18 protein-coding genes are annotated in these 21,761 nt (G+C 59.9%); 10 read left to right on the top strand and 8 right to left on the bottom strand.

Going from position 1 to position 21,761, the window contains the following annotated elements; all coding sequences use genetic code 11:
* Positions 1 to 271 precede the first annotated feature (271 nt).
* Both VGY55_02110 and VGY55_02105 read left to right on the top strand, forming a co-directional pair.
* On the top strand, positions 272 to 1,621 hold the full coding sequence (locus VGY55_02110) for a DGQHR domain-containing protein (GenBank protein ID HEV2968752.1): 1,350 nt from the start codon (positions 272 to 274) through the stop codon (positions 1,619 to 1,621).
* Positions 1,611 to 2,471 (top strand): hypothetical protein, encoded by an 861-nt coding sequence (locus tag VGY55_02105; protein ID HEV2968751.1) that lies wholly within the window; start codon positions 1,611 to 1,613, stop codon positions 2,469 to 2,471. Before VGY55_02110 ends, VGY55_02105 begins: the two co-directional genes overlap by 11 nt.
* A 1,350-nt stretch (positions 2,472 to 3,821) precedes the next feature.
* On the opposite strand, the gene ggt is transcribed toward VGY55_02105, so the two are convergent.
* Both ggt and VGY55_02095 read right to left on the bottom strand, forming a co-directional pair.
* Positions 3,822 to 5,498, bottom strand: a complete 1,677-nt coding sequence (ggt, locus tag VGY55_02100; protein ID HEV2968750.1) for a gamma-glutamyltransferase — start codon at positions 5,496 to 5,498, stop codon at positions 3,822 to 3,824.
* 177 nt (positions 5,499 to 5,675) lie between these two features.
* Positions 5,676 to 7,166, bottom strand: coding sequence for a vanadium-dependent haloperoxidase (locus tag VGY55_02095; protein ID HEV2968749.1), 1,491 nt, complete (start codon positions 7,164 to 7,166; stop codon positions 5,676 to 5,678).
* A 253-nt stretch (positions 7,167 to 7,419) separates the two neighbouring features.
* Between VGY55_02095 and VGY55_02090 the strand changes: the two genes are divergently transcribed.
* The 3 genes from VGY55_02090 (at position 7,420) to VGY55_02080 (ending at position 11,122) form a co-directional block, all read left to right on the top strand.
* The gene (locus VGY55_02090) at positions 7,420 to 9,051 is read left to right on the top strand and encodes a PQQ-binding-like beta-propeller repeat protein (GenBank protein HEV2968748.1); all 1,632 of its coding nucleotides are present in this window, start codon (positions 7,420 to 7,422) and stop codon (positions 9,049 to 9,051) included.
* Positions 9,052 to 9,056: 5 nt separating this feature from the next.
* The gene (locus tag VGY55_02085) at positions 9,057 to 9,926 is read left to right on the top strand and encodes a fumarylacetoacetate hydrolase family protein (GenBank protein HEV2968747.1); all 870 of its coding nucleotides are present in this window, start codon (positions 9,057 to 9,059) and stop codon (positions 9,924 to 9,926) included.
* 122 nt (positions 9,927 to 10,048) lie between these two features.
* Positions 10,049 to 11,122 (top strand): glycoside hydrolase family 5 protein, encoded by a 1,074-nt coding sequence (locus VGY55_02080; protein HEV2968746.1) that lies wholly within the window; start codon positions 10,049 to 10,051, stop codon positions 11,120 to 11,122.
* A gap of 145 nt (positions 11,123 to 11,267) precedes the next feature.
* Here the strand turns inward: VGY55_02080 and VGY55_02075 are convergent, their stop codons facing one another.
* Positions 11,268 to 11,825, bottom strand: coding sequence for a hypothetical protein (locus VGY55_02075; protein ID HEV2968745.1), 558 nt, complete (start codon positions 11,823 to 11,825; stop codon positions 11,268 to 11,270).
* 285 nt (positions 11,826 to 12,110) lie between these two features.
* Between VGY55_02075 and VGY55_02070 the strand changes: the two genes are divergently transcribed.
* A complete protein-coding gene (locus VGY55_02070) occupies positions 12,111 to 12,554 on the top strand; it encodes a DMT family transporter (GenBank protein HEV2968744.1) in 444 nt (147 codons plus the stop codon).
* A 70-nt stretch (positions 12,555 to 12,624) separates the two neighbouring features.
* Positions 12,625 to 13,779 carry an alpha/beta hydrolase-fold protein gene (locus VGY55_02065; GenBank protein ID HEV2968743.1) on the top strand — a complete coding sequence of 385 codons (1,155 nt, stop codon included), beginning with the start codon at positions 12,625 to 12,627 and terminating at the stop codon, positions 13,777 to 13,779.
* A 72-nt stretch (positions 13,780 to 13,851) separates the two neighbouring features.
* On the opposite strand, the gene VGY55_02060 is transcribed toward VGY55_02065, so the two are convergent.
* The 3 genes from VGY55_02060 to VGY55_02050 form a co-directional block, all read right to left on the bottom strand.
* On the bottom strand, positions 13,852 to 14,937 hold the full coding sequence (locus VGY55_02060) for an ArsI/CadI family heavy metal resistance metalloenzyme (protein HEV2968742.1): 1,086 nt from the start codon (positions 14,935 to 14,937) through the stop codon (positions 13,852 to 13,854).
* A complete protein-coding gene (locus tag VGY55_02055; GenBank protein HEV2968741.1) occupies positions 14,921 to 15,721 on the bottom strand; it encodes a phytanoyl-CoA dioxygenase family protein in 801 nt (266 codons plus the stop codon). The genes VGY55_02060 and VGY55_02055 overlap by 17 nt, the downstream gene beginning before the upstream one ends.
* Positions 15,722 to 15,830: 109 nt before the next feature.
* Entirely contained in the window at positions 15,831 to 16,202 is a 372-nt protein-coding gene (locus VGY55_02050) for a metalloregulator ArsR/SmtB family transcription factor (GenBank protein HEV2968740.1), read from the bottom strand.
* 439 nt (positions 16,203 to 16,641) lie between these two features.
* On the opposite strand from VGY55_02050, the gene VGY55_02045 reads away from it, so the two are divergent.
* The 3 genes from VGY55_02045 (at position 16,642) to VGY55_02035 (ending at position 20,553) form a co-directional block, all read left to right on the top strand.
* The gene (locus VGY55_02045; GenBank protein ID HEV2968739.1) at positions 16,642 to 18,576 is read left to right on the top strand and encodes an SMP-30/gluconolactonase/LRE family protein; all 1,935 of its coding nucleotides are present in this window, start codon (positions 16,642 to 16,644) and stop codon (positions 18,574 to 18,576) included.
* A 69-nt stretch (positions 18,577 to 18,645) separates the two neighbouring features.
* Positions 18,646 to 19,368 (top strand): PEP-CTERM sorting domain-containing protein, encoded by a 723-nt coding sequence (locus VGY55_02040; GenBank protein ID HEV2968738.1) that lies wholly within the window; start codon positions 18,646 to 18,648, stop codon positions 19,366 to 19,368.
* A gap of 27 nt (positions 19,369 to 19,395) precedes the next feature.
* Positions 19,396 to 20,553, top strand: coding sequence for a DUF1559 domain-containing protein (locus tag VGY55_02035; protein ID HEV2968737.1), 1,158 nt, complete (start codon positions 19,396 to 19,398; stop codon positions 20,551 to 20,553).
* A 387-nt stretch (positions 20,554 to 20,940) separates the two neighbouring features.
* Here the strand turns inward: VGY55_02035 and VGY55_02030 are convergent, their stop codons facing one another.
* Together VGY55_02030 and VGY55_02025 are read right to left on the bottom strand one after the other, a co-directional pair.
* Positions 20,941 to 21,303 carry a hypothetical protein gene (locus VGY55_02030; protein HEV2968736.1) on the bottom strand — a complete coding sequence of 121 codons (363 nt, stop codon included), beginning with the start codon at positions 21,301 to 21,303 and terminating at the stop codon, positions 20,941 to 20,943.
* A 260-nt stretch (positions 21,304 to 21,563) separates the two neighbouring features.
* A partial coding sequence (locus VGY55_02025; protein HEV2968735.1) for a flagellar basal body-associated FliL family protein occupies positions 21,564 to 21,761 on the bottom strand: 198 nt, incomplete at its 5' end.

Here is a 21,761-nt window from a genome sequence, read left to right as displayed (position 1 = left end):
AAAAGGGCAGAACTATTTAATAAATCGTTCTGCCCGTTCTTTCTCACTGACCCGTCGTCACGAGCGTCGGAAGCGAACTTGCCGCCTGCAGAGGCTGCAAATCGCTCGTGGATCCTGACGCACGCCGCGTCGCCCGTCGGTCTTTCATCGCGCTGTTGGGCGGAATGGGCCGATAAGCTATCATAGCGGGCTGAACTGCCGACAATGACGTGGAAGCTGGCTGTCGCGATAGCACAGCTCCGACCGATCGCAATGCGACTTTAGGTGTCAAATGACGTCGCGACCGATTCAGACCATCTCCGTGATCGTGCCAGAGAACCCGTTCGTCCCCACGGACGTTAAGGCAGCGAAGCATTGCCTAGCGGCGCTCGACGTAACGAAGCTCATGGAGTGGTGGCCTGGCACTCCACACTCCCCGCATCGCAATCCCAAGAAGGTGAAGGCGATTCAACGTTCGCTGGATTGGAAGCGCGTTGCTCAGATCGCCGCTTATCTTCTACAGGAAGAGATAGTTGATGCCCCTGAGCGCCTTTGCGCCTGTTTTGCATCCGTCTACGAGGTGAAAAAGCACGAGAAGGGTCGGATTTGGCCGCCTCGGGTCCCCCGAGTGATCAACTACGTTCGTAGTTCATACCCGGTTTTTTCCAACGTCCTCCTACACCTAAACGGAGCGACGGTAAGGATGCTGGAGGACGGTGCAGCAAAGTTGACGTTCAAAGACGACGCCGACCTCAACTTCTCTGTGATTGACGGTCAGCACAGAATCAATGGGGCATATTTTGCCGTCATGTTATCGAGAGAATCTGAGCCTGGATTCAAGTGGGAGATTCCTGCTGAGATATTTGTCGATCTTGATGATGCTGATGCGCCTCCGAAACGTCAGGCTCAAATCTTTATCGATGTAAATTTCTATCAGAAGAAAGTCGATCGCTCCCTCGTGGCCGACCTATTTCCAACGACGCGCGAGCCAGGCATGCTGGGTAAGAAAGAACGTGCACAAGATCTGGGTCGCAAGCTGATGCTCGAAGTCGGACCTCTAGTCGGCATGATCCAAATCCCTGGAATCAAGTATGGCGTGGGTGATGTTGTTACGCTCGCGACATTGAATTCGGCGATTGAGGATGTCTTGGAGTCGCTGGATACGGCCGAGATTTCGTCGCTTGAGGATCAAGCTTCGTTCCTGGCGCTGTGTCTGGAAGCATGGCTCGAGGCGACAGGACGGCGAGAAGATTTGTCGGAAGGCGAGAAGTTGACGCCCCAAAACGTCGTATACCAGGGGCGCGTCATGGTCTCATTTATCACCCTGATTCCAGCATGCCTGTGGACTCTAAAGACGAAGCGAATTGATCCCCTTAGCGACGAGGCATCGGAGCACCTCGCCGCGTGGCTCAAGAAATCGCTCAAGAAGGCTTCTCTGCTTGAGGACGATCAATTCATTGACAAATCCCAGTTCAAGGAACACGGATTCTTGGGAAGCGGTGGCATCGCGAGATTCAGAGACGTATTGTGGTGCTCAGTGGGAACAACAGCAAGCGTTGACGACATGACGGCGGAGGATAGGGCGGAAAAGGCTCGCGAAACTCGCGGCAGAATCTATTCCGAGCTCAGCAATGGCGATTGAGATTCCACCTGAGACGCGCACTTTTGTCGACGTTCTCTTCGCTCCATTGAATGTCGTTAGCGCCGCGCACTCGTTCCCTCACCTTGGCCACTTGGCGGCTAACCTCCTCAGCGCTTTCCCAAACCGGGATGAGTTGCAGGTCACGATTGATCGACAGAAGTCAAAGTACTTCGCCACGGCTTCGGTAGAGGCATGGCACCGAGCGATCCACAGCTTCCTCATTTCGTGCTCGTTGACGAGCGCAAGCCCTCTCTGGTCCTCCGTCAGCGGTTACTATGCCAGCCACTATGCAATGCGTGCGCTAGCGCATTTGCTAGGTTACTTTCTACTTTACGATCGCAAGCTGGTGATCCGCATGACGCTTGACCATGGCGGGCATCATTGCAGCGCCATCAAAAAAGACGCCGGGAGCGGCGAGCATAAGTTTTATTGGAAGATAGTAAAGAAGTCCCCGTGCTTTTCTGCGGATCCGCTGTTCACTCTCAACCCCGAAAAAGCAGATATATCTGACTCCGGGCATCGAAACCGCGCAAACTACGCTGATCACGTGTCTGGATTTCCACAGTTCGCGCCGCTCGAAAAGGTGAGCTTGACGAGCCGTGTCGAGAAAATCTCCTCAATTGAAATGCAGGTGCCGCCCATACCGAATCGTCGGTCATACCCCGATCTCGAGTCGGTTCAAATCGTAGCCTACCACCGGATCGTTCGCTATCGGAGAATCGTCGACGAGATTCTGGGCGGAAAGAACCGCTTCTGGACCGTCCAACGGTCGCCCGCATTTGCGAATGAGTATTGTGACTACCAGATCACCGAGTCGGGCAACCTATCCATCTATCGCAAAACCCTATGAAATACATGGGCTCTAAGCGCTGGATGTTAAAGAATGGACTTGGGCTCCTCTTGAAGGACGAGGTTCAGAATGCGCGCCGATTCATGGACCTTTTTACGGGCTCGGGCGCTGTGGCAAGTTTTGTCGCCGGGTGTTGCCGCATACCTGTTCGAGCTTTCGACATTCAGGCATTCTCTGTCGCCCTTGCTTGCGCAGTGCTTGGGCGCACTAGAGCCGTAAATGCCGAGACTCTTTGGGCAGAATGGAGAGGGCGCGCCGAACGTGAACTCAAACGACGCCGACTGTTCGCCAAAGCCACACGCGTACTTCCTCGCCCCATCGACTTTCATAATTCGTACGTCGAGGAGATTCGTGAAACATGTGCGAGCGCGCCGAGTGAATTTGTAATCACGAGGGCATACGGCGGGCATTATTTCAGCAGCGCTCAATCAATCTGGATGGATGCACTTCGCCTATCCCTACCACAAAGCCCGCGTGACCGACAAGTAGCATTGGCCGCGCTAATCAGCGCCGCAAGTCAGTGTGCCGCATCGCCAGGACACACTGCTCAGCCATTTCAGCCAACAGAATCTGCCAAGAGATTTCTGCTTGAGTCGTGGAATCGCGAAGTTCTGGAAAGAACCAAAACTGAATTACGAGAAATCGCAAGTAAACACGCTCAGATTCGTGGAAGTGCGCGAGTTGCGGATGCAAATGAATCCGCCTCAGAACTGCGCAAGGGAGACCTTGTATTCATTGACCCTCCGTATTCGGCGGTTCACTACAGCAGGTTCTATCATGTGCTTGAAACCGTTTGCCGCGGCCGATGCGGCGACGTGTCAGGTGTAGGCCGATATCCGCCGGCCAAGGAACGTCCACGGTCGAAATACAGCGTCCAAACCGAATCTCGCTGTGCAGTGACCGAGCTTCTGAAGCTCGTGGCTGCGCAAGGTGCAACGGCGATCGTCACCTTCCCTGACAAAAAATGCTCAAACGGTATCTCAAGTCACCTCTTGCGAGGAGTAGCGGCCGAGTATTTTGGCCAAGTTCGATGTAAATCGGTGCTAGGGCGATTTAGCACGTTAGGAGGCGATGGTGCCCATCGATCTGCGCGCCAAGCCTCACGGGAACTGATCATGGTACTTCGACCGTAGTCGGTTCCAGTAAATCGCCGTGATTGGCCTTTGTCGAATTGTTCCTCCAGAATCAGACTTCTATCGCGGTCGGTGCTACTCCCGTCATTCTTCGCCACTTCGGTCGCCACAATCTGGCTGTTCGAAGGGCTATGACTGAATTGCCTCGGACGGACACGCCTACGCCGTGCGATCACCTCTCGCCGTCGGTTTCGCGCAGGCCGCTTAACAGGCGGCATCAATAACCCGCCGCTTTGCCCGAGATCCGGCGATCCGCAGCGCCGGTCAGGTCGCCGGTGGCGGGATCGATCCAGATGCTGTGGGCGTCGCCCTGATGCGCAGACGGCGCCAGCGTGTGGCCCATCGCCCGCAGCTTATCGGCAAGCTCCGGGGCTCGCTCGGACCAGGCAGGTTCCACGCGGATTTCGTCCGGAAACCACTGGTGGTGAAAGCGAGGCGCATCCACGGCATGGCGCAGGTCCATGTGAAAATCGATGAGGTTGGTCACGACGCACAGGACCGTGTTGATGATCGTTCGCCCGCCGGGCGAGCCGGTGACGAGCAAGGGATGGCCGTCGCGGGCGACAATCGTCGGACACATCGAGCTGAGCATGCGTTTGCCGGGGCGCACGAGGTTCGCGTCCGTGCCGATGCGGCCGGTGGCGTCGGTAACACCGGGAAGCCAGTTGAAGTCGTTCATCTCGTCGTTCAGGAGAAAACCGGCCCCGGGTACGACGACCCGACTGCCGTACGAGTTTTCGAGCGTGTACGTCAGACTGACCGCCATGCGATCCTTGTCCACCACAGAGATGTGGGTCGTTTCCTTGGACTCCGCGGCGAGCGGAATGTCGCCGGCCAACTCGCGGCTGGGAGTGGCGCGGCCGGTGATCGTGGCAGCCAGCCGGCGGGCATAGGCTTTGTCCACGAGAAAATCGGGAATCGGCGCCGCCAGCGGATCGCCCAGGTAGCGGGCCCGATCGCGGTAGGCCCGCTTCATCGCTTCGACCGTCCGATGCACGTTGGTGGGCGAAGTCGGATCCCGGTCGAAATCGAAGCATTCCAGGATGTTCAGCGCCTCGATCAACGACGTGCCGCCAGAGGACGACGGCGGAACGCCCAAGATTTCAAAGCCTCGGTACATGCCCCGCAAGGGAGGTCGGGCCAGAGCACGATAGGACGCAAGGTCCTCACCGGTCACGAGTCCACCGCCGCGCTTCATTTCGGCGGAGATCTTCTCAGCCACTTCTCCCAAGTAAAAACCGTCAGCGCCGCGCTCGGCGATGCATTGCAACGTCTGAGCCAGTTCGGGTTCCTTGAGCTGGTCGCCGGCGCGCCATTTCGCGCCGTCCGGTTTACCGAACACGCGATGCAGCTCAGCAAAGCGAGATTTGTCGGAGGTCGCGAGCACTTCGTTCAAAGAACGAGCCGTCGCCGAGTCGAGCGCGAAGCCGTCGCGGGCCAGGTCGATAGCCGGCCGCACCAGATCGCGCCAAGGCAGGTTGCCGAATCGAAGATGGGCCAGCGCCAGGCCGCGCACCGTGCCCGGGACGCCGACTCGGCGATGGGGTGTGCGCGCGGCGGGGTCAATGAACATCTCGCGCGTGGCTGCCGCCGGCGCAACTTCGCGATAATCGAAGACCAGCGGCTCGCCCTGGCTCGGCATCACGAGTAGATAACCGCCGCCGCCGATATTGCCCGCGGCCGGGTACGTCACCGCCAACGCCAGCGCCGTCGCCACGGCACTATCAACGGCGTTGCCCCCATGCTTCTGGATGGCCAAGCCAACATCCGAAGCATGTCCATTGACGCTGACGACCACTCCTTGCCGGCAGTGAACCGTTTGCTCGTCCGCGAGTGCCCGCGGCAAGGAACCGCCGGCCGCGACAATCAAACAGAGGAAAATGCACGTTTTCATCAAGGAGCCCCGATCGCAAAGGCTTGAAGGCGGCGCTTACGCCTGCCGCGTTGAGAACCCCTCACGACACTGCCTGGGAGAAGGGCACAGTCCCCAGTTTTGCTCCGCGGACTGCGCAAAATGGGGACAGTCCCCGGCGGTTTTGTGAGGGGTTCTGAGGAGAGGAGAAGTACAGCATCAAACGCCAGTTGCCGACGGCTTCGCTCTGGCCTTTTCCGCCCAACTGCCTCGCCGCCGGGCGTATGCCAGAAATCCGAGCAGGCCCAACGCCGCCAGGACGAACGTGCTCGGCTCGGGCACGGACAGCATCGCGCTGCCGAAAACGTCGTTGCCGACCATATCGCCGGAGGCCACGCCGATGTCGGCGTCGAATTGCCAATGAATGCCGAGATAGATTCGGCTCTCGGCGTTCTGCGCGGCGGCGTCGCTGAACTTGGTGAAGGATTCCATCACACCGGGAATGTTGTCGCTGGTGAGCGTGAAGTTCATGTTGTCGGTTCCGTAAAAGTCGGCCAACGTCGAAAACAGCGCGCCGCCAAATGAGGCGTGGCCTGACGTGAAGGACGGGAAGGGCGGGGTGAACGGGTTGTCGTTCGGCCGGGTGGTCGAACCGATGATCCCGTTGGGCGCGCCGAGCGGAGTCCAGCTCGTATTGACGTTGGTGATCCCCGGATTGATTGCCGCGAGTTGGAGACCTTCCTGGGCCGCGGTGATCGGCCGAAAAAAGTCATACGTGTACTTCGACTGCCAGCAGACGATGCCGGCGTCCGCCATCGCCAGATTCGCCAAGGCAAACAGCCGGGCGTTTTGCGCGACGGTGTTGTGCTGTTGGTTGGCGATGGTCTGGACGATTTGGTTGTACAAGATTGGGGGCGGGCCAAGATTGCCCACGTCGTATCCCCAGAAATAGCCGATGTTGGTCTGGGCTTGCGTTCGGGTCGAGCCGGTCGCTGCCCCTAGCAACATCACTTGATTGAAGGCATTGGCGAATGCCGAGCTGCTCAGGAACATGGTGCTTGTCAAGCTCGTGGCGCCGGGAACGAGTGCGTCGATGCGAGCGGCGATCAGATTCGCGTTGTCGGTCTTCTGCGCGCTCGACAAGATGAAGGGCGTCACGCTACCCCAATTGGGTCCCCAGGCCGTCTGACCGGGTTGCAATTGATAGTGATCCAAGCCGGGCTGGGGCGTGTAGCTGACGGAAACGCTCGACCCGTCGTTGGCCCGACGGGCGACGATCGCGCTGGCGACGGCGGCTCCCAGAGCCTTGCCGTCAGCGAGCGCCGGACCGGAGATTCCCGCGAGCGAATTGTTCAAAGCGGCATCCAGAGTCGATTGCTGAGCGGGATAGAGATTCACGAGCACGTCATGTGCGGCCTGAGCGGCGGCAGCCGTCGGCGAGGCCGTCGGCGTAAGGTGGGAATAGGCATAAGGGGTGAAACTGAACGACGAGGCGGCATTATCGACGGCGTCGCCCATCGCCGAGGCGACCATCGCCATGTTGCGAGAAGCCCAACCGGGTCCCGGCATTGTCGTCGCCGGATTGCCCGTGTCGGTTTTCACGGCGTTGATCAGGACCGTATCCCAGTCGGTGATGACGTCCGCCGAGGCCGATTGGGCGGCAGCAGCGCAACACGCCAGACCCAAAACGATTGACAATGACGTTCTCACGGTGTCTCTCTGAAAAAGTGTCGCGGCAATGGCCGTTTTCGAACACAACTGGCAAGAATTCACCCCATTGGTATCACGACGCCATCGTAAACCGCGCCCGCGGCCGCGTCAATTTTTGGGCGCGAAAAGAGGGCAGACAGCCCCGGGCGGTTCTTGGGATGCAAGCAGGTCTCGCCATTTACGGTCGCGGCTCTCTTCGGCTACGATAACCCGAAGAGATTTGCGGTAGTCGCGCGCGGCAAACGGGAATCGCATGTCGAACGAACTTTCATCTGCAACTCCACCGGCTGAATCACGACCGAAAGGTCGAATTCGTCCGCCGATCTGGTATTGGCTCTTTCTGCTGGTCCTGATCGGCCTCAACTTCTGGGCTCGGATGCCCGACATGCTCGACCATGCCATCGCCAATCTGATCGGCATGGGTTCCAGTTTCGCGGCGATCATGGTGCTGGTGATTTGGTTCGCTTTTTTCAGCGGGCATTCGGCCGCCGTGCGGTGGACGCCGCTGGCCGTCGTGGTCGGCGGGCTGGCGTTTGCCGTGGCGATTCTTCGAGTGGACCACACGACGGCTGAGTTGCTTCCCGTGTTCGCCTTCCGTTGGTCGAAACAGCCCGATCAGTTGCTCGCGAAACCTGTTGCCCCCACGAACTCGGTCAAAGTGGCGCTGGACGTTTCAACCGACGATGATTTTCCCCAGTTTCTCGGGCCGGATCGAAACCTCGGGATTGATCGGATCGTGCTCGCTCGCGATTGGAAGGCGCAGCCGCCGCGGCCGGTTTGGAAACATCCGATCGGCGCGGGGCATTCGGCCTTTTCGGCCGTCAACGGCTACGCTGTGACGATGGAACAGCGCGACGATGAGGAATTGGTCACTTGTTACGACTTATTGACCGGCGATTTGAAGTGGTCCAGCGGTATTGAGGCCCGCCACACGACCATCCCAGGCGGCACTGGCCCGCGGAGCACGCCGACGATTTATCAAGGGAAAGTTTATGCGATGGGAGCGAGCGGAGTGCTCCGCTGCTTGGATGGCGCGAACGGTTCGATCCTATGGAGTAAGAACCTGTTGGAAGAAACCGGCGTGGCGCTCGATGATGAAGCGAAACAAGTTTTATGGGGCCGCGCCGGCTCGCCGCTAGTTGTCGATAACCTCGTCGTCGTTCCCGGCGGCGGGCCAAAGGAAGGCGCCAAGATGTCGCTCATCGCGTACGACATGGCGACGGGTAAGAGAATGTGGCAGGCGGGCGACCGGCAAGTGAGCTACAGCTCCCCCTCGCTCGCGCGGCTCGACGGCGTTCGGCAGATCGTGAGCGTCAACGAAAACAACATCACTGGTCACAACGTGGCCACTGGTGCGATGCTCTGGGAGTATCCTTGGCCCGGCAGCAGCAACATGAACGCCAGCTCGTCGCAGGCGATCGCGGTGGCCGACGATCGGCTCTTCGTGTCGAAAGGCTACTCAGGGGGCGGCGCCCTCTTTTCTGTCAAGCATGATCCGGCGACCGACCGGTGGGCGACCGAGACCATCTGGCACAATCAAAAAAACTTGCAAACGAAGCTAACCAACGTGGTCGTCTACAAGGGCTTCGTATACGGCCTGTCGGACGGAATTCTGGAATGCGTCGAGCTGGCGACCGGCAAGCGGCGCTGGAAGGCGGGGCACTACGGCCACGGCCAAATCCTCCGCGTCGGCGACCTGCTCTTGGTAGAATCCGACGAAGGGGAAATTGCCCTGGTCGAATTGTCGCCCGAGGCGCATCACGAACTCGGCAAGTTTGAAGCGATCGAAGGTCAGACCTGGAACAATCTCTGCCTTTTCGGCCGTTACCTGCTGGTGCGCAACTCGCGCGAAGCCGCATGCTATGAGCTGCCATTGGGGAAATGATCGCGATGACGCACCTGGCTAAGTTCCGTTCGCCCTCTGGCGAAGCATCGGTGGGAGTGGTCCGCGATAACGCGATCGTTCCGCTTGCCGCGCGGTGGGGCGATCCGGTGACGCTGACCGAGATTCTTGAGGACGCTGATCCAGCGCGGCGAATCGCCGTCCTGATGGATGTCGAGACACGGCCCATTGAGCTGGATCAGGTCGCGCTCTTGCCGCCGATCGATCGCCAGGAAGTTTGGGCGGCGGGCGTGACGTATAAGCGAAGCAAGACGGCCCGGATGGAGGAATCGGAATCGGCCGCCACGCTTTATGATCGCGTCTACGAAGCGGCCCGGCCGGAGCTGTTCTTCAAAGCCACTCCACATCGCGTCGCTGGTCCAGGTCAGTCGCTGCGCATCCGGCGCGATTCGCGCTGGAACGTGCCAGAGCCGGAGCTGGCGCTGGTGCTGAATTCGAGGTTGCAATTGGTCGGCTACACGGTCGGCAACGATATGAGCAGCCGCGACATTGAAGGGGAGAATCCACTTTACCTTCCGCAGGCTAAGACCTACGACGCCTGCTGCGGACTCGGCCCCTGGATCACGCTGGTCGACGCGATGCCGCCGTCCGCCGAGATCGGCATCCGATTGGCAGTGCATCGTGCTGACCGCATCGTTTTCGAGGGAAAGACGGACATTGCACAAATGGCCCGCTCGTTTGACGACCTGATTGGCTGGCTGGGTCGCGAAAACTCGTTTCCCGATGGCGTGCTCTTGCTAACGGGCACCGGCATTGTGCCCGGCAGCGACTTTACACTGAACGCCGGCGACGAAGTCGAGATCACGATCGACGGCATCGGCACGCTGCGCAATCCGATTGTTGAGCGGCAAGTGTAATTTGGCGAGCCGGGCGGCGTCAGCCCCCGTAGGATTGCTGCGTAATCCGATTTATGAGCAGCATGTGTAAGGACCGGTAGCTAGCGGGCTGGAGAGCATTTATAAGCGCGCGAGGAGATCAAATGAAATCAGGATGCGGTCAATGGCTCACTGCGCTAGCTTTCATCGCGGTGGCGGCCTGCACTAATTCGCCGATCGCGCGGGCCGCCGAAGCATCGCCGAAGTTGAAGGAACTGATGGCCGATCCGTACTTTCAGCGGATGACGGCCCGTTTCGGGCGTGGCGTGAATTTGGGCAACGCGCTTGAAGCGCCTAGCGAAGGCACCTGGGGCGTTGTGCTCAAAGAAGAGTATTTCGACCGAATCGCCGAGGCCGGATTCAATTCCGTCCGCATCCCTGTCCGCTGGTCGGCTCACGCCGAGGAGTCGCCGCCCTATAAGATCGATACCAAGTTCTTCGAGCGCGTCGATTGGGCCGTCAATCAGGCGCTCAAGCGGCGATTGGCCGTGGTGCTGAACATGCACCATTACGACGGCATGATGAACGAGCCGCAGCAGCATCGCGAGCGGTTCGTCGCCCTTTGGAAGCAGATCGCCGAGCACTTCAAAGACTTCCCGCCCGAATTAGCGCTGGAACTTCTCAACGAGCCGAATCACAAGTTGACCGCGGACGAATGGAATCGGGATTTGGCCGCGGCACTGGCCGTCGTGCGGCCATCGAACCCGGTGCGCGACGTTGTGATCGGCCCTGTCGGCTATAACAGCATCAAGGAACTCGGCGGCCTTAAGCTGCCAGAGGACGACAAGCACCTCGTCGTCACCGTGCACTACTACAATCCATTCCATTTCACGCATCAAGGAGCGGAATGGGCAGGCCCCGAGGCACAAAAATGGCTCGGCGAAAAGTGGAGCGGCACCGCGGCTGAGCAACAAGCGGTTGCGCACGATTTCGACACGGCCTTGGCCTGGGCCGTCGTTCATCGACGACCGATTTATCTGGGTGAATTCGGCTCGTATCACAAGGCCGATCTGGAATCGCGGGCCCGCTGGACCAAGTGCATCGCCGATGAGGCCACGAAACGCAAGATGAGCATTGCGTACTGGGAGTTTTGTTCCGGCTTCGGCTGCTTCGATCCCCAGCGCGGCCAATGGATCGAGCCGCTCAAAAACGCGCTTTTGGGCCGATCAAGCCCGTAGCGATCGCGCAACAATCGTCGGCCCCTGGACATTGTTACGCCACGGGACTCATTTGGGCACTGGACATCACTCCAGCCGACGTGCATCTGGACGCCTCGGACACGCGACAGCGTCCAAGTGCGTGAGCGGTCTAACCTAAAACAACCTAGTTGATCTTGAAAATCGAAAAGATGATGCTCGGGATGGCGGGCTCTCCCTTGGGGGCGATCTTGACGATCCCAACGCCGTTGTCGGGCGAGTTCGACGAGATAACCACGTTGAACTTGTCGCCGGCTTTGCATTCCGCGATGCCTTGGCAAACCAGCACGGTTGTGAAGTTAGGATCCTTGATGATCTGGCGGCAGCCCGAGTTGTCGACATCTTTGCCGTTTTGCTTCATCCAAACATCGATGTAGTCGTCGGCGTCGCCTTTCTCCTTGGCCACTTGGATGGCGGCGACCATGAAGTAGACCCCTTCGGTCTTGATCGTGATGTCGCTGCCCTTGCCCTTATCGTCATGGTCCAAGCCGCCGAGGGCGTCGTTGGAATCCATCGTGACGAGCGTGCCTGTCAGGCTCGCCTTCTGGCTCATCGAACTGGAAAGCTGCGCGTAAATCGGTCCCGGCGGCGCGCCCATGCTCGCTTGCGGAGTTGCGAGCGACGTCACAAGCGTGGCGGCACCAAAGGCCGCGCTCAAGAAGGGCGAAAATGATCTGAGCTTCATGTGAAACCTCCTCTATTTGGCTAAAGAACAAACCGAATCGCCAGTCAAAGGCATGGCGCTTTTGGCTTAGGCGACTCCGGCAAGGTCGGGAGTGCGCCCCTTTGGCAAATGCAATGCCAACTGGCTAGCGGGAAGAAATCGTTGACGCAGACCGAGACTTCATGCTGAAATAGCAAATTCGATGAACAAGGCGGGAGGGACGCTGCCCTAAGATCGCGCATGAACTGCGACGGAAAACGGCGGTGCCCGTTCGACGACGCAAACTCCTCAACGAAAGGAAGGTCGATGAATAGCCTCTGGATTACTCTTGCCTCGGCGGCAGGCGCGTGCATCGCACTTCAGGCCGCGGCCAATGGGTCGCTGCGGGCCAACCTCGGCGATCCCCGCTACGCCGCATTCTTCTCGATTTGCGGAACGATCGCTACGGCCGTGCTCGTGATGCTGGCGATCCGTCCGAGCCTGCCCCCGGCGACGGCCTTCCGAGCGGCGCCGTGGTGGAACTGGGTCGGGGGACCGCTGGGGGCCGTCTTTGTGCTCGCCGGCGCCGCGCTCACGCCGAAACTGGGCTCCGCCGCCTTCATCGCCGCTGTCGTGGGCGGGCAGCTTGTCTGCTCGCTGCTGCTCGACCATTTCGGCCTGATGAACGTGCCGCAGCAGGGGCTGTCGATCGGCAGGCTCGCGGGCGCGGCGATGGTGTTTGCGGGCGTGCTGCTCGTCAGATACCATTAGTGACGTGAAGTAGGATAGCAGCCGATTACCGGTTGACGATTCACCACACGCGCCTAACCCAAAAGATTCTATGAACACAAAACACTTGAGCATTGCATTTTTGTTGAGCTTAATGGCCGGCCTCGATCCGGCGATGGTTTCGGCCCAGCGTCCAACTCCCCCAACCCGCGATCCGAACGCGCCAGGATTTGTCGCGGCCAAGGAGTTGCCCGACGGCACGGTTCCACCGGCGGACGCCGAGGGAAACTACATCATTGGTCCGACTCACAAACGGGCACCGGAAATGGCTGCGCAGCAAGACGCGCTGCAAGGAGTGATTCATGACCTCACGATGAACTCTACCGACAGCAAGATTTATCCCGGCATCGCGCGAGACAAGGACACTCGCGGCACGGCGGATCCCACCGACCCAACCAAAATGGTCGTGACCACCAGCCATCCCGCTCCCTATGCGCGGCGGGCTGCCGTTTATGTTCCCAAACAATACGTGCCCGGCACAACCGCGCCGTTCATCGTCGGCGCGGACGGACCCGACAAGGCGTTGTTCGCCGCTCTTGACAATCTCATCGCTCAAGGACGGGTGCCCGCGATGATTGCCATCTCGATCGGCAACGGCAGCGGCGACGCCCAAGGCAGCGAGCGCGGATTGGAATACGACACCATGTCCGGGCTATACGCTGAGTTCGTCGAGAAAGAGGTGCTGCCTCTGGTGGAGAAGCAATGCAATGTGAAATTGACAAAGGATCCGGAAGGTCGAGCAACGATGGGCTGCAGCTCCGGCGGCTCGTGCGCATTGATCATGGCCTGGTATCGCCCTGACCTGTACCATCGCGTTCTCACTTACTCCGGCACGTTCGTGAACCAGCAATGGCCGCATAACGACGAGACGCCGCACGGCGCGTGGGAGCTTCACGAACATCTGATCCCCAACAGCCCGGCCAAGCCGCTGCGAATCTGGATGGAAGTGGGCGACCGAGACCTTTTGAACCCGAATACCATGCACGACAACATGCACGATTGGGTCCTGGCGAATGAAAACACGGCCAAAGCGCTGGCCGCCAAGGGTTATCATTACCAGTTCGTGTTCGCCCGCAACGCCGGCCATTGCGACGGAAGCGTGAAACAGCAAACGCTGCCCGAGGCGCTCGAGTGGCTATGGAAGGGCTATTCAGCCGCTGCGAAGAAAGACGCGCCAGCGGCCGACAAGGGCGGTCAGAACAGGTGAAAGACTTGCGGCAAAGTCACGTCGGACCATCCGGCCGACGCGCGCAGCCCGCGATTATTCGTACCACTCATCTTAAGGCGCCGTCGGTGGTGCCTCGAATAAGAACTGATCGCTGATCGGTGATGATCGCAATCGGTTCCAACCGGCTTCGTCGATGAAGGTCCATCGGCCGCGACGAAAAACTCGGCCGAGATCGTCTTCCAACGCGCGGAACGGGCCTTTGTAGAGAATCGCGCGGGCTGCACGATCGCTCGACTCGCTCGGGCGGAAGGCATCGATCCGCGTTTCGCGCAGCCCGCGACCATCGATTGTGAAACAGGCTCCGTCGTCGAGTTTACTGAAATGGATGGCCTCAAAATCGGCGGCTTCCAGATCGGCGATGAGGTCGCCGGCGGCTGGCACGAATTGGACGATGGCGGCAGGGCCTGGCAAACGCCCGCCGATGTCGGTCGCCGGTTTATCCGCGGATAGACCATGCACCGTCAACTGTCCGCCCGGCTTGAGAATCCGCCGCACTTCGCCGAGTAGGTGTTGCCGCGCTTCGGCCGCGAGCGGCACGTTGAATGATCCTTGCAAAAGCACTTGATCGACCGAGTCAGACTCGATTAATAGCCGCGCGGCGATTGCGTCGCCCAAGCGATGGACCCACACCGCCGGCGCCGTCGATTTGCGGCGCTCGGGCTGCGGCCGCTCGACAAGCGGCAAATCTCCGATTCCGCGGCAATTCAAATCCTCTTCGACTGTGTAAACCTCCCACAGATTCCCATCGGGATCAGTAATCCAAAACTTCGATTGCCGCGAGTAGCAGCAAGCGACGCCCTCTTCCCGTTGGCAAGCGATGCCCGCCATTTCGAGCCGCCGCTGGAACTCAACGAGTTGCTCGGAGTTCGGCAGGCGAATGCCGAGATGGTTTAACCGGTCGCCGGCGTTGGCCGAGTTCGGCTCGAGCGAGAGCACCAGCGGCGGCGCGGCCACTTCGAATTTCGCGTAGTCGCTCCGCTCTTTAACTGGCGCGAGATCGAAAAGACGCCGGAAGAAATCGACGCTCCGCCCCAGATCAGCCACGTTAAGCGACAGATGAAATGGGACGGCGCGCTCGTCGCGCGGGCTTGGATTCGAAGGAGACGAGCCAATGTCGCGTTCAGTAGAAATAGACATCGGTTCTGCCGTATTCCGCATACCGTTGCCGCAGCCACTCGTGGAATTGACTGTAATGCGCCTCCCGTCGTGCTCCGCCGTCGCGATCCGCATTGTAGCTAAGATACAACTGCCGCCGCCAGCGATCGCTACGATTCGGGGCCGAGCGATGGGGAGTGAAACCGGTGAAGATGGCGATATCGCCCGCCGCCATTTCCAGCGTCACTCCGTGCGACGGGTCGACCGCACTTTCCGGCAACTCGTGGTACAAGCCGTCGCGGGGCGACAAATACCCGCGACGGTGATATCCGGCGAAAACTTCGGTCGCGCCGTTGGCCGCACACGATGGATCGATCGCCACGATCACGGTGGTAAAGCTCTCGGGAAACTCGGGCCAAGCGATGTAATCCTGGTGCAGCGCATATCCCTTTGCACCAGGTCGCTTGAAGATGAGCTTGTCCTTAAACAGATGCGCATCGTCGTCCAGCAGCATTCGCAGGGGCGCAAGAATCCGCTCATCGTTCGCCACCGCTCGGGCGACCGGCCCGATGTCGATCACGGGGTCGAAACAATCGAACAGACATTCGTCGCTGTCGCAATGATCCTGCCAGCGGCATCGAATGTTGTTCGTGTCGACCAGCTCGTTGCGTTCAGCCAGCGTTTGCGCTTCGGACGCCAACGCTGCGACCTCCTCGGGGCGAAACACGCCGCGCACGATGAGAAAGCCGTCACGCGAATAATCCGCCGACTGACTCTCCGCAAAAGTCTCTGCGGCCGATCGTCTGGTAGTCGTGGCGGGGTTCATCTGACGAACGTTCTTGACCTCAACCTGAATCTCACGGCGTTTCCTGCCGAAATCACGATTCCGTTTTCCTGCCGCGTTTTCGACGCGCCGTAGGGCGAAACCCGCGCGCTTACGTTTTACGAGCGCGGACTGAAGCCGATCGCCGACGCTTCGGTCGCGGCTGATCGCTGCCCAGTTCCAGCCGACAGCAACCGAAATCGAGCACGTCCAACGTTCCCGGCTTGGTTTCCGTTCGCAAAAAGATGTCCGGATTTAGTGCGTAAATGACGTTTTTTCCCTCGCGCCGATCGACCAGTAGCCCCGCGCTTCGCAGCACCCGTAAATGATGCGAAACATTGGCAACGACTTCCTTCAACTGCTCGGCGACTTCTGAGACGCAAGCCGGTCCGGGCCGCAGCGCCTGCACGATTTTCAAGCGTTCCGGGTCAGCCAATGCCTTGAGCAACCGGGAGCAGCGGTTAGAGTCGAGCGGATCTGTCATGCGGCTGTTTCCAGGAGTGCGCTGTTGCTAGGACCGCCGCGGCGCTCTGGATGAGGAGCGATTCTCGCGATTCTGGTAAGTCCAAAAACCCCTTTCCTGCCATCCCGCCCATTGGCTCAATACCGGATTTGTCGGGAAATTAGATCAACAGGCTACTTGACACGATCATTCAAACGAGTGTATGAGTATTAAAGCATTGCCCGCCCGCCTCTTGCCAGTCCCCCCTTTAGAATTAATGATTTACCCGCGAGTCGATTGCGGGTTCAATCCCGCAGGACGCTGAGTCCACTCCAACCGTGACGCCAGTGCGACTCGACTCCGCCTAGTTTGTCCGCTTACCAATCGTCGCTCGCCACCGCATGGACCGACGATGCCAACCCCAAGCTGTGCAAGGGCGGCTTGGAATCCCCACCCTCTGTTCAACCCGCCGTTTGGGCTAATGAGCGCGAGTCTCCTATTTCGATTGGCGCTACCCTTCTTGGCGGGAATCGGGCTGGTCGGCTCGGTGAACGTGGGCAGCGCCGCGGAGATGCTGATCGCCGATCGGCTGACCAACAGCATCTATCGATACACCCCCGACGGGCAATTTTTGGGGGTGCTGGTGAATGACCCGACTAATCTGAACGCGCCCACCGGAATCCAGATCTCCCCAGATCGCACGGAATTGTACGTCTCCAGTTCGAACAACAGCGAAGTTGTAAGATACGACTACAATTACCAGGCCGGCAGCGCGACCAATCCGACTGTGATCGCCACGGGAGATTCGGGGCTGTCGTTCCCCAGTTCGATCGCGTTCAACTCCGCAGGCAACACGATTTACGTGTCAAACTTGAACTATTCACCGCCGAGCGGCGGAGTCGTTCCGTTGACGCCCAGCGGCGCGTCGGCCGGGCCGGCTCTTGTCGGCGGTTCGATCGATTCGTACTCGGGATTGGCTTTGGCCCCCAATGGCGCGTTGGTGGTCGGCGGCTTCAACGATGCGACGGGGTCGAAGGGAGGCGTGCTGAAATCCGATGCGGCCATTACGGCCATCTCGGATCTCGTGGCGCCGACGACGTCGCTGAGCGGCGTGGCCGGGCTCATGACACGCGGCAACGACGTTTACGTCACAGCCGGATTCTCCGGCCGCGTGGCTGCCTACAACCTCACGACCGGGGCGCTTGATCCTGCGTTTACTCCGATTACCGGCTTAGGATTTCCCGCCAGTATTACACTCGCCGCGGACGGGCAGAGTCTGCTAGTCGCCACGCTGGGGTTTGCCGCCGGTGGGGGCAAGATCGCGCGCTACTCCCTCGCCGGACAATTCTTGGGTACCGTTGCCACACCGCAAACCGACCCTAACACGGGCTTTGAAGAGCCGACGGCGATTATCATGGTCTCCGACGGCACGCCCGTCTCGGAAAGCTGGATCACGAACGTCGACGGGCTGTTCGGCATCGGATCGAATTGGGCAACCGGCCAGGTTCCAAACGGACAGGGGATCACTGCCACGTTTGGTTCCATCAGCGGCGCCGGACCGACTTTGAAGGTGACCGTCAATAGAGCTTTCAGCGCCGGTTCGCTGGCGTTTGACAATTCCAGCGTCAGTTACACGTTGGCCAGCGACGGGATCAGCGGCCACGCCTTGACACTCGACAACGGCCCAGGCGGCGCCGCTTCAATCACCGTCTTATCGGGCAGCCATGCGATTTCCTCCCCACTGGATATTGCTAATGGCCTGACCGTGGCTCTCGCGGCCGATCCGGCGGCGAACCGTCCTGCCCTGACGATTTCCGGATCGGTCTCCGGAGCCGGCGGGCTGCGCAAGACGGGCACAGGCACGCTCGTACTTGGCGCGACCAACAGTTACGCGGGGGGCGCCGAGGTGGCCGGCGGCACGCTCCGCACGACGGCGCGAGGTGCGCTCGGTTCGACTGCGGGGGGCGCGGCCACAACCATCGACGCGAGTGCTACGCTGGAATTGGCAGGCGACGCGTCAACGTGGGGCGCGGTTGCTCCCGCCGATCGCCCGCACATTATCGACAACGGCACTCTATTGGTCTCCGGAATCGATCAGATTGCCGGCAGCGTGGATGGAGGTAATCCATCGACGCTGGGATTGGGGATCCTTTTCTTTGCACCGGGCAGCAGTCTCCAAGTCGATCGTTTGATGATTCAGTCGCTGTCGGTCGGCAATGGGGCGACGCTGACGATTGCCGCCAGCGATTTGTTTGGAAATCCGCTGGGTTCGCCTGCGTCCCTGTTCGATTTCCGCTCGCCGGAAGGAGTCGCGGCGACTGTTCCTGAGCCCAGTGGTTTGGCGATTTTGGCGTCCGGCGGTCTGGCGATTATTGTCGGCAAATTGGCGATGAGCCGGATCTCGGCTAATCGATAGAAGCTTCTTAGTCGTATTGGTGTTCAACTCCATCGCAGTCTTCAGATTCTCACCTGGGAGGTACAGCTAATGACTTGCTCGACAAAGCGACACATCAGGGGTTTCACCATCTTGGCCGCGGTGCTCGTGTTCGCGGCCGCGGGCCGCTCAGCGACCGCGGGAACCATGACGTACTTCGGCGCGGATGCCAGCATTCTCCCCAGTTATCCGAATTCGCTAGCAGCTCAGAACTCGTTCTTCGCGAACATCATGCTGTCGGGCACCGACACATTGGATTCGTACGTGCCCGCGAGCGGCCCCGACCCCACGAATCATCCCAATCTCTCGTTCGGCGCGACCGGCATTACGGCCGCCGAGGCATTCGCCGGCGTGCAAGCATCGGGATCGATCGGGCTGGCCATCAGCAACTTCAACACACTGCTCGCCGTTCCCGCACTGGCCCCCGACACGATGCAACTCAGCTCTCCGGTGACGGCGTTTGGCGCTTATTTTTTGAACGCGGGAGATACAAACGCCGACACACTTTCGCTCCAGCTCGGCAACTCCGTCACGCACACCAGTCAAACAGTCCCGATGAGAACGTTTGGCCCCGGTGCGTCGAATTTCAATGGCGCTTATCTTGGCGTCACGACATCGACCCCCTTCGATACGGTGACGCTGGTGCAGACGGACCCGGGGGACGGCGTTCTGTTAGACAACATTACCGTCGGCGCGGCCGTGCCGGAGCCGAGTTCGCTGATGATGCTAGTCGGCGGCGCCGCTGGACTCGGATTGCTAATTCGGCGACGATAGATACGTGGGAACGGCGGTGGAGAACGCGTGAGCCATTCCGTCGTTTACGCCGGCCGCCAGGTGAGGTCAATGGTTCTGCGCTGCTCGACCGAATCTCTGTCGATCGATCCCGTCGGCGGTTCGCGCCGAGCGGCGCGGGGGGCGTTCACGCTCGTCGAATTGCTGGTGGTGATCGCGATTATCGGGATTCTCATCGCGCTGCTGCTGCCGGCGCTCCAGAGCGCGCGGGAGAGCGCGCGGCGCGTTCAATGCCTGAACAAGCTGCGGCAGATCGGCGTGGCGCTCGCGAATCACGAATCGGCCATGAGGAAGTTGCCGTCGGCGGCCGTCTCAAAGCTATATCCGCCGGATCCGACTCACCCGTATACATTTTACCGTTGGTCGGCGCTGGCCAGTTTGCTCCCATTCATGGAGCAAAAAAACGTGCATAATCTGCTGGACCTGTCGCTGCCGATGTATATGCCGGGGCCAGGCTATCCTGTTTCGCAGCCGAATCAGTTCGGCGTATCTCAACCGATCTCCGATTTTCTTTGCCCCAGCGACACGGTCGAACGGTCCGTGGCGCAATTCGGCCCGACGAACTATGCGGTGTGCGCCGGCTCGGGCGCAGGGGGAGGCACTCCGTTCAATACCGACGGCACTTTCTACGTCAATTCGGCGACGAAACTCGCGGACATCAAGGATGGAACGTCGCACACCGTCGCCGCATCGGAGAGTCTGTTGGGCGCCGACACACCCTTCGACCCGAACACGGGCTTTTCGTCCACAAGCCCGGATCGGAGCTACAAATTCGTGTTGAGCTTCAGCAGCACGCCCAATCTCACCGATGCAAAGTGCAATGCAACGCAGAATTACAACTCGATCGCTTCGAGTGGAAACGACCCGCGCGGATTCGCGTGGTGCAGCGGGGAATATCGCTGCGCCACGTACAATCACTACTATCCGCCAAACTCCGCGACCTGCGATTGCATCACCTCGGTCACCGTCGATCCGACGCCGCCGCCCGCGAAGCCGCTGCTCTATTCGGCCTACGGCTGGCGTACGGCGCGGAGCCTGCACATCGGCGGCGTCAACGTGCTGTTCGCCGACGGCAGCGCTCGTTTCGTCGACGACGTCGTCGATCTGACGGTCTGGCGGGGGATTTCAACGCGCAGTTCGGGCGATCCGAATCTTGCATCGCCTTAGCTTCGTGGGTGTCATGCCGCTCCGATCTATGAAACTCGCGGCGCTTCGCGCAAGGCACGGCCCAGGGATGAGGTCTTATTCACCTTTGATGCGAGGGCCACCGCCAATCCGGGCGTCGGTCCGCCCGCCCGACGCGTTCAACGGCTAAGCGACAGAAGCGTTCGTCACATCGACTGAACCGGTTTTGGACCAAGGGGCCGCGCCGATGCCGGGTTGATCTTTAAAGCATGCATGACATTTCGATCACTTTTCCTTCGCGGCGGCGGTGGCCTTGACGCGGACGTTCGCTACTTTGCCGCCGAAGGGATTGGGAACACTATACTCACCGACCGCCGCCTTTCCTGACGAACCAACGGTCAGCCCCGCCCCGGGCATCGGCGATGATTTCTAATGCACCAAAGTCGCACCGTAAGTGGCCTTAGCATTCGCTTGCCCGCCGTTGGCCAGGCAGCCGGCGACGACGCCGCGCTCGCGCGACAGCAGCCGGCCCGCGAAGTGATACGTTGCCTTGCCGTCCCCGGTGCGAACCGTCAGCTCGCATTGGGCCGGATCGCTTTTGTTGACCAATGCCACCACCCCGTCGCCGGTCAGTCCGGCCCATTCGGCCTGCTTGTCGGCGGGGACGACACTGTCGTCGCGTTTGGTCAACCGCACCGGCGTCGTCTGGCGGGCTTCCAACTTCCACGAGCCGAGGTACGACTCGACAGTGGGCTTGGCCGGCAGCCGATCCGTCGGTTGGAAATTCGTCATTTCCATTCCAGTCAACAGACAGCCGGCGCGACCGGTAGGAGCCAGCCGAGATGACCGACAAAGACTATTGGGACCGCGAGCAGTTTTACAACGAGGTCGGCCGGGAGCTGCGGTAGAGGAACTGCGCGTTCGACACGAATGCGCGATTCGACCTGATCATCGATCGGTCGTTGGCCAACCGAAAAGGCTGCCAGCGCCGTGGCCGAGGGCACACCTCTAGGGACCGAGCCGACGCTAGCGGCGTGGTGTTCGTTCATCGACTATTGCTGGACCGCGGCAAAATCGCTGAACAAAACCTGTTTGAGCAGCGGTTCGCCCAGGAGCGAGTTGGTTCTCGCCAGGATCTGACTCTTGATCAATGTCAGGCCGGGATCGGCCAGGTCCGACATTTGGGCATTGCGGATGATGACGATCACCTGATCGCGAAAGCGGTTCCTGTTCTGTTTGAATAGTTTGCC

The sequence above is a fragment of the Pirellulales bacterium genome, from assembly GCA_035939775.1.
Taxonomy (GTDB): Bacteria; Planctomycetota; Planctomycetia; order Pirellulales; family DATAWG01; genus DASZFO01.
The sequence above is the reverse complement of the archived record's forward strand: the minus strand, read 5'-3'. Positions and strand labels throughout refer to the sequence as shown.

Bases quoted from the DNA above. Each gene is read 5' to 3' on its own strand.
- VGY55_02110 (HEV2968752.1), top strand. From the start codon at position 272: ATGACGTCGCGACCGATTCAGACCATCTCCGTGATCGTGCCAGAGAAC.
- VGY55_02105 (HEV2968751.1), top strand. From the start codon at position 1,611: ATGGCGATTGAGATTCCACCTGAGACGCGCACTTTTGTCGACGTTCTC.
- ggt (HEV2968750.1), bottom strand. From the start codon at position 5,498: ATGAAAACGTGCATTTTCCTCTGTTTGATTGTCGCGGCCGGCGGTTCC.
- VGY55_02090 (HEV2968748.1), top strand. From the start codon at position 7,420: ATGTCGAACGAACTTTCATCTGCAACTCCACCGGCTGAATCACGACCG.
- VGY55_02085 (HEV2968747.1), top strand. From the start codon at position 9,057: ATGACGCACCTGGCTAAGTTCCGTTCGCCCTCTGGCGAAGCATCGGTG.
- VGY55_02080 (HEV2968746.1), top strand. From the start codon at position 10,049: ATGAAATCAGGATGCGGTCAATGGCTCACTGCGCTAGCTTTCATCGCG.
- VGY55_02075 (HEV2968745.1), bottom strand. From the start codon at position 11,825: ATGAAGCTCAGATCATTTTCGCCCTTCTTGAGCGCGGCCTTTGGTGCC.
- VGY55_02070 (HEV2968744.1), top strand. From the start codon at position 12,111: ATGAATAGCCTCTGGATTACTCTTGCCTCGGCGGCAGGCGCGTGCATC.
- VGY55_02065 (HEV2968743.1), top strand. From the start codon at position 12,625: ATGAACACAAAACACTTGAGCATTGCATTTTTGTTGAGCTTAATGGCC.
- VGY55_02060 (HEV2968742.1), bottom strand. From the start codon at position 14,937: ATGTCTATTTCTACTGAACGCGACATTGGCTCGTCTCCTTCGAATCCA.
- VGY55_02055 (HEV2968741.1), bottom strand. From the start codon at position 15,721: ATGAACCCCGCCACGACTACCAGACGATCGGCCGCAGAGACTTTTGCG.
- VGY55_02050 (HEV2968740.1), bottom strand. From the start codon at position 16,202: ATGACAGATCCGCTCGACTCTAACCGCTGCTCCCGGTTGCTCAAGGCA.
- VGY55_02045 (HEV2968739.1), top strand. From the start codon at position 16,642: ATGAGCGCGAGTCTCCTATTTCGATTGGCGCTACCCTTCTTGGCGGGA.
- VGY55_02040 (HEV2968738.1), top strand. From the start codon at position 18,646: ATGACTTGCTCGACAAAGCGACACATCAGGGGTTTCACCATCTTGGCC.
- VGY55_02030 (HEV2968736.1), bottom strand. From the start codon at position 21,303: ATGACGAATTTCCAACCGACGGATCGGCTGCCGGCCAAGCCCACTGTC.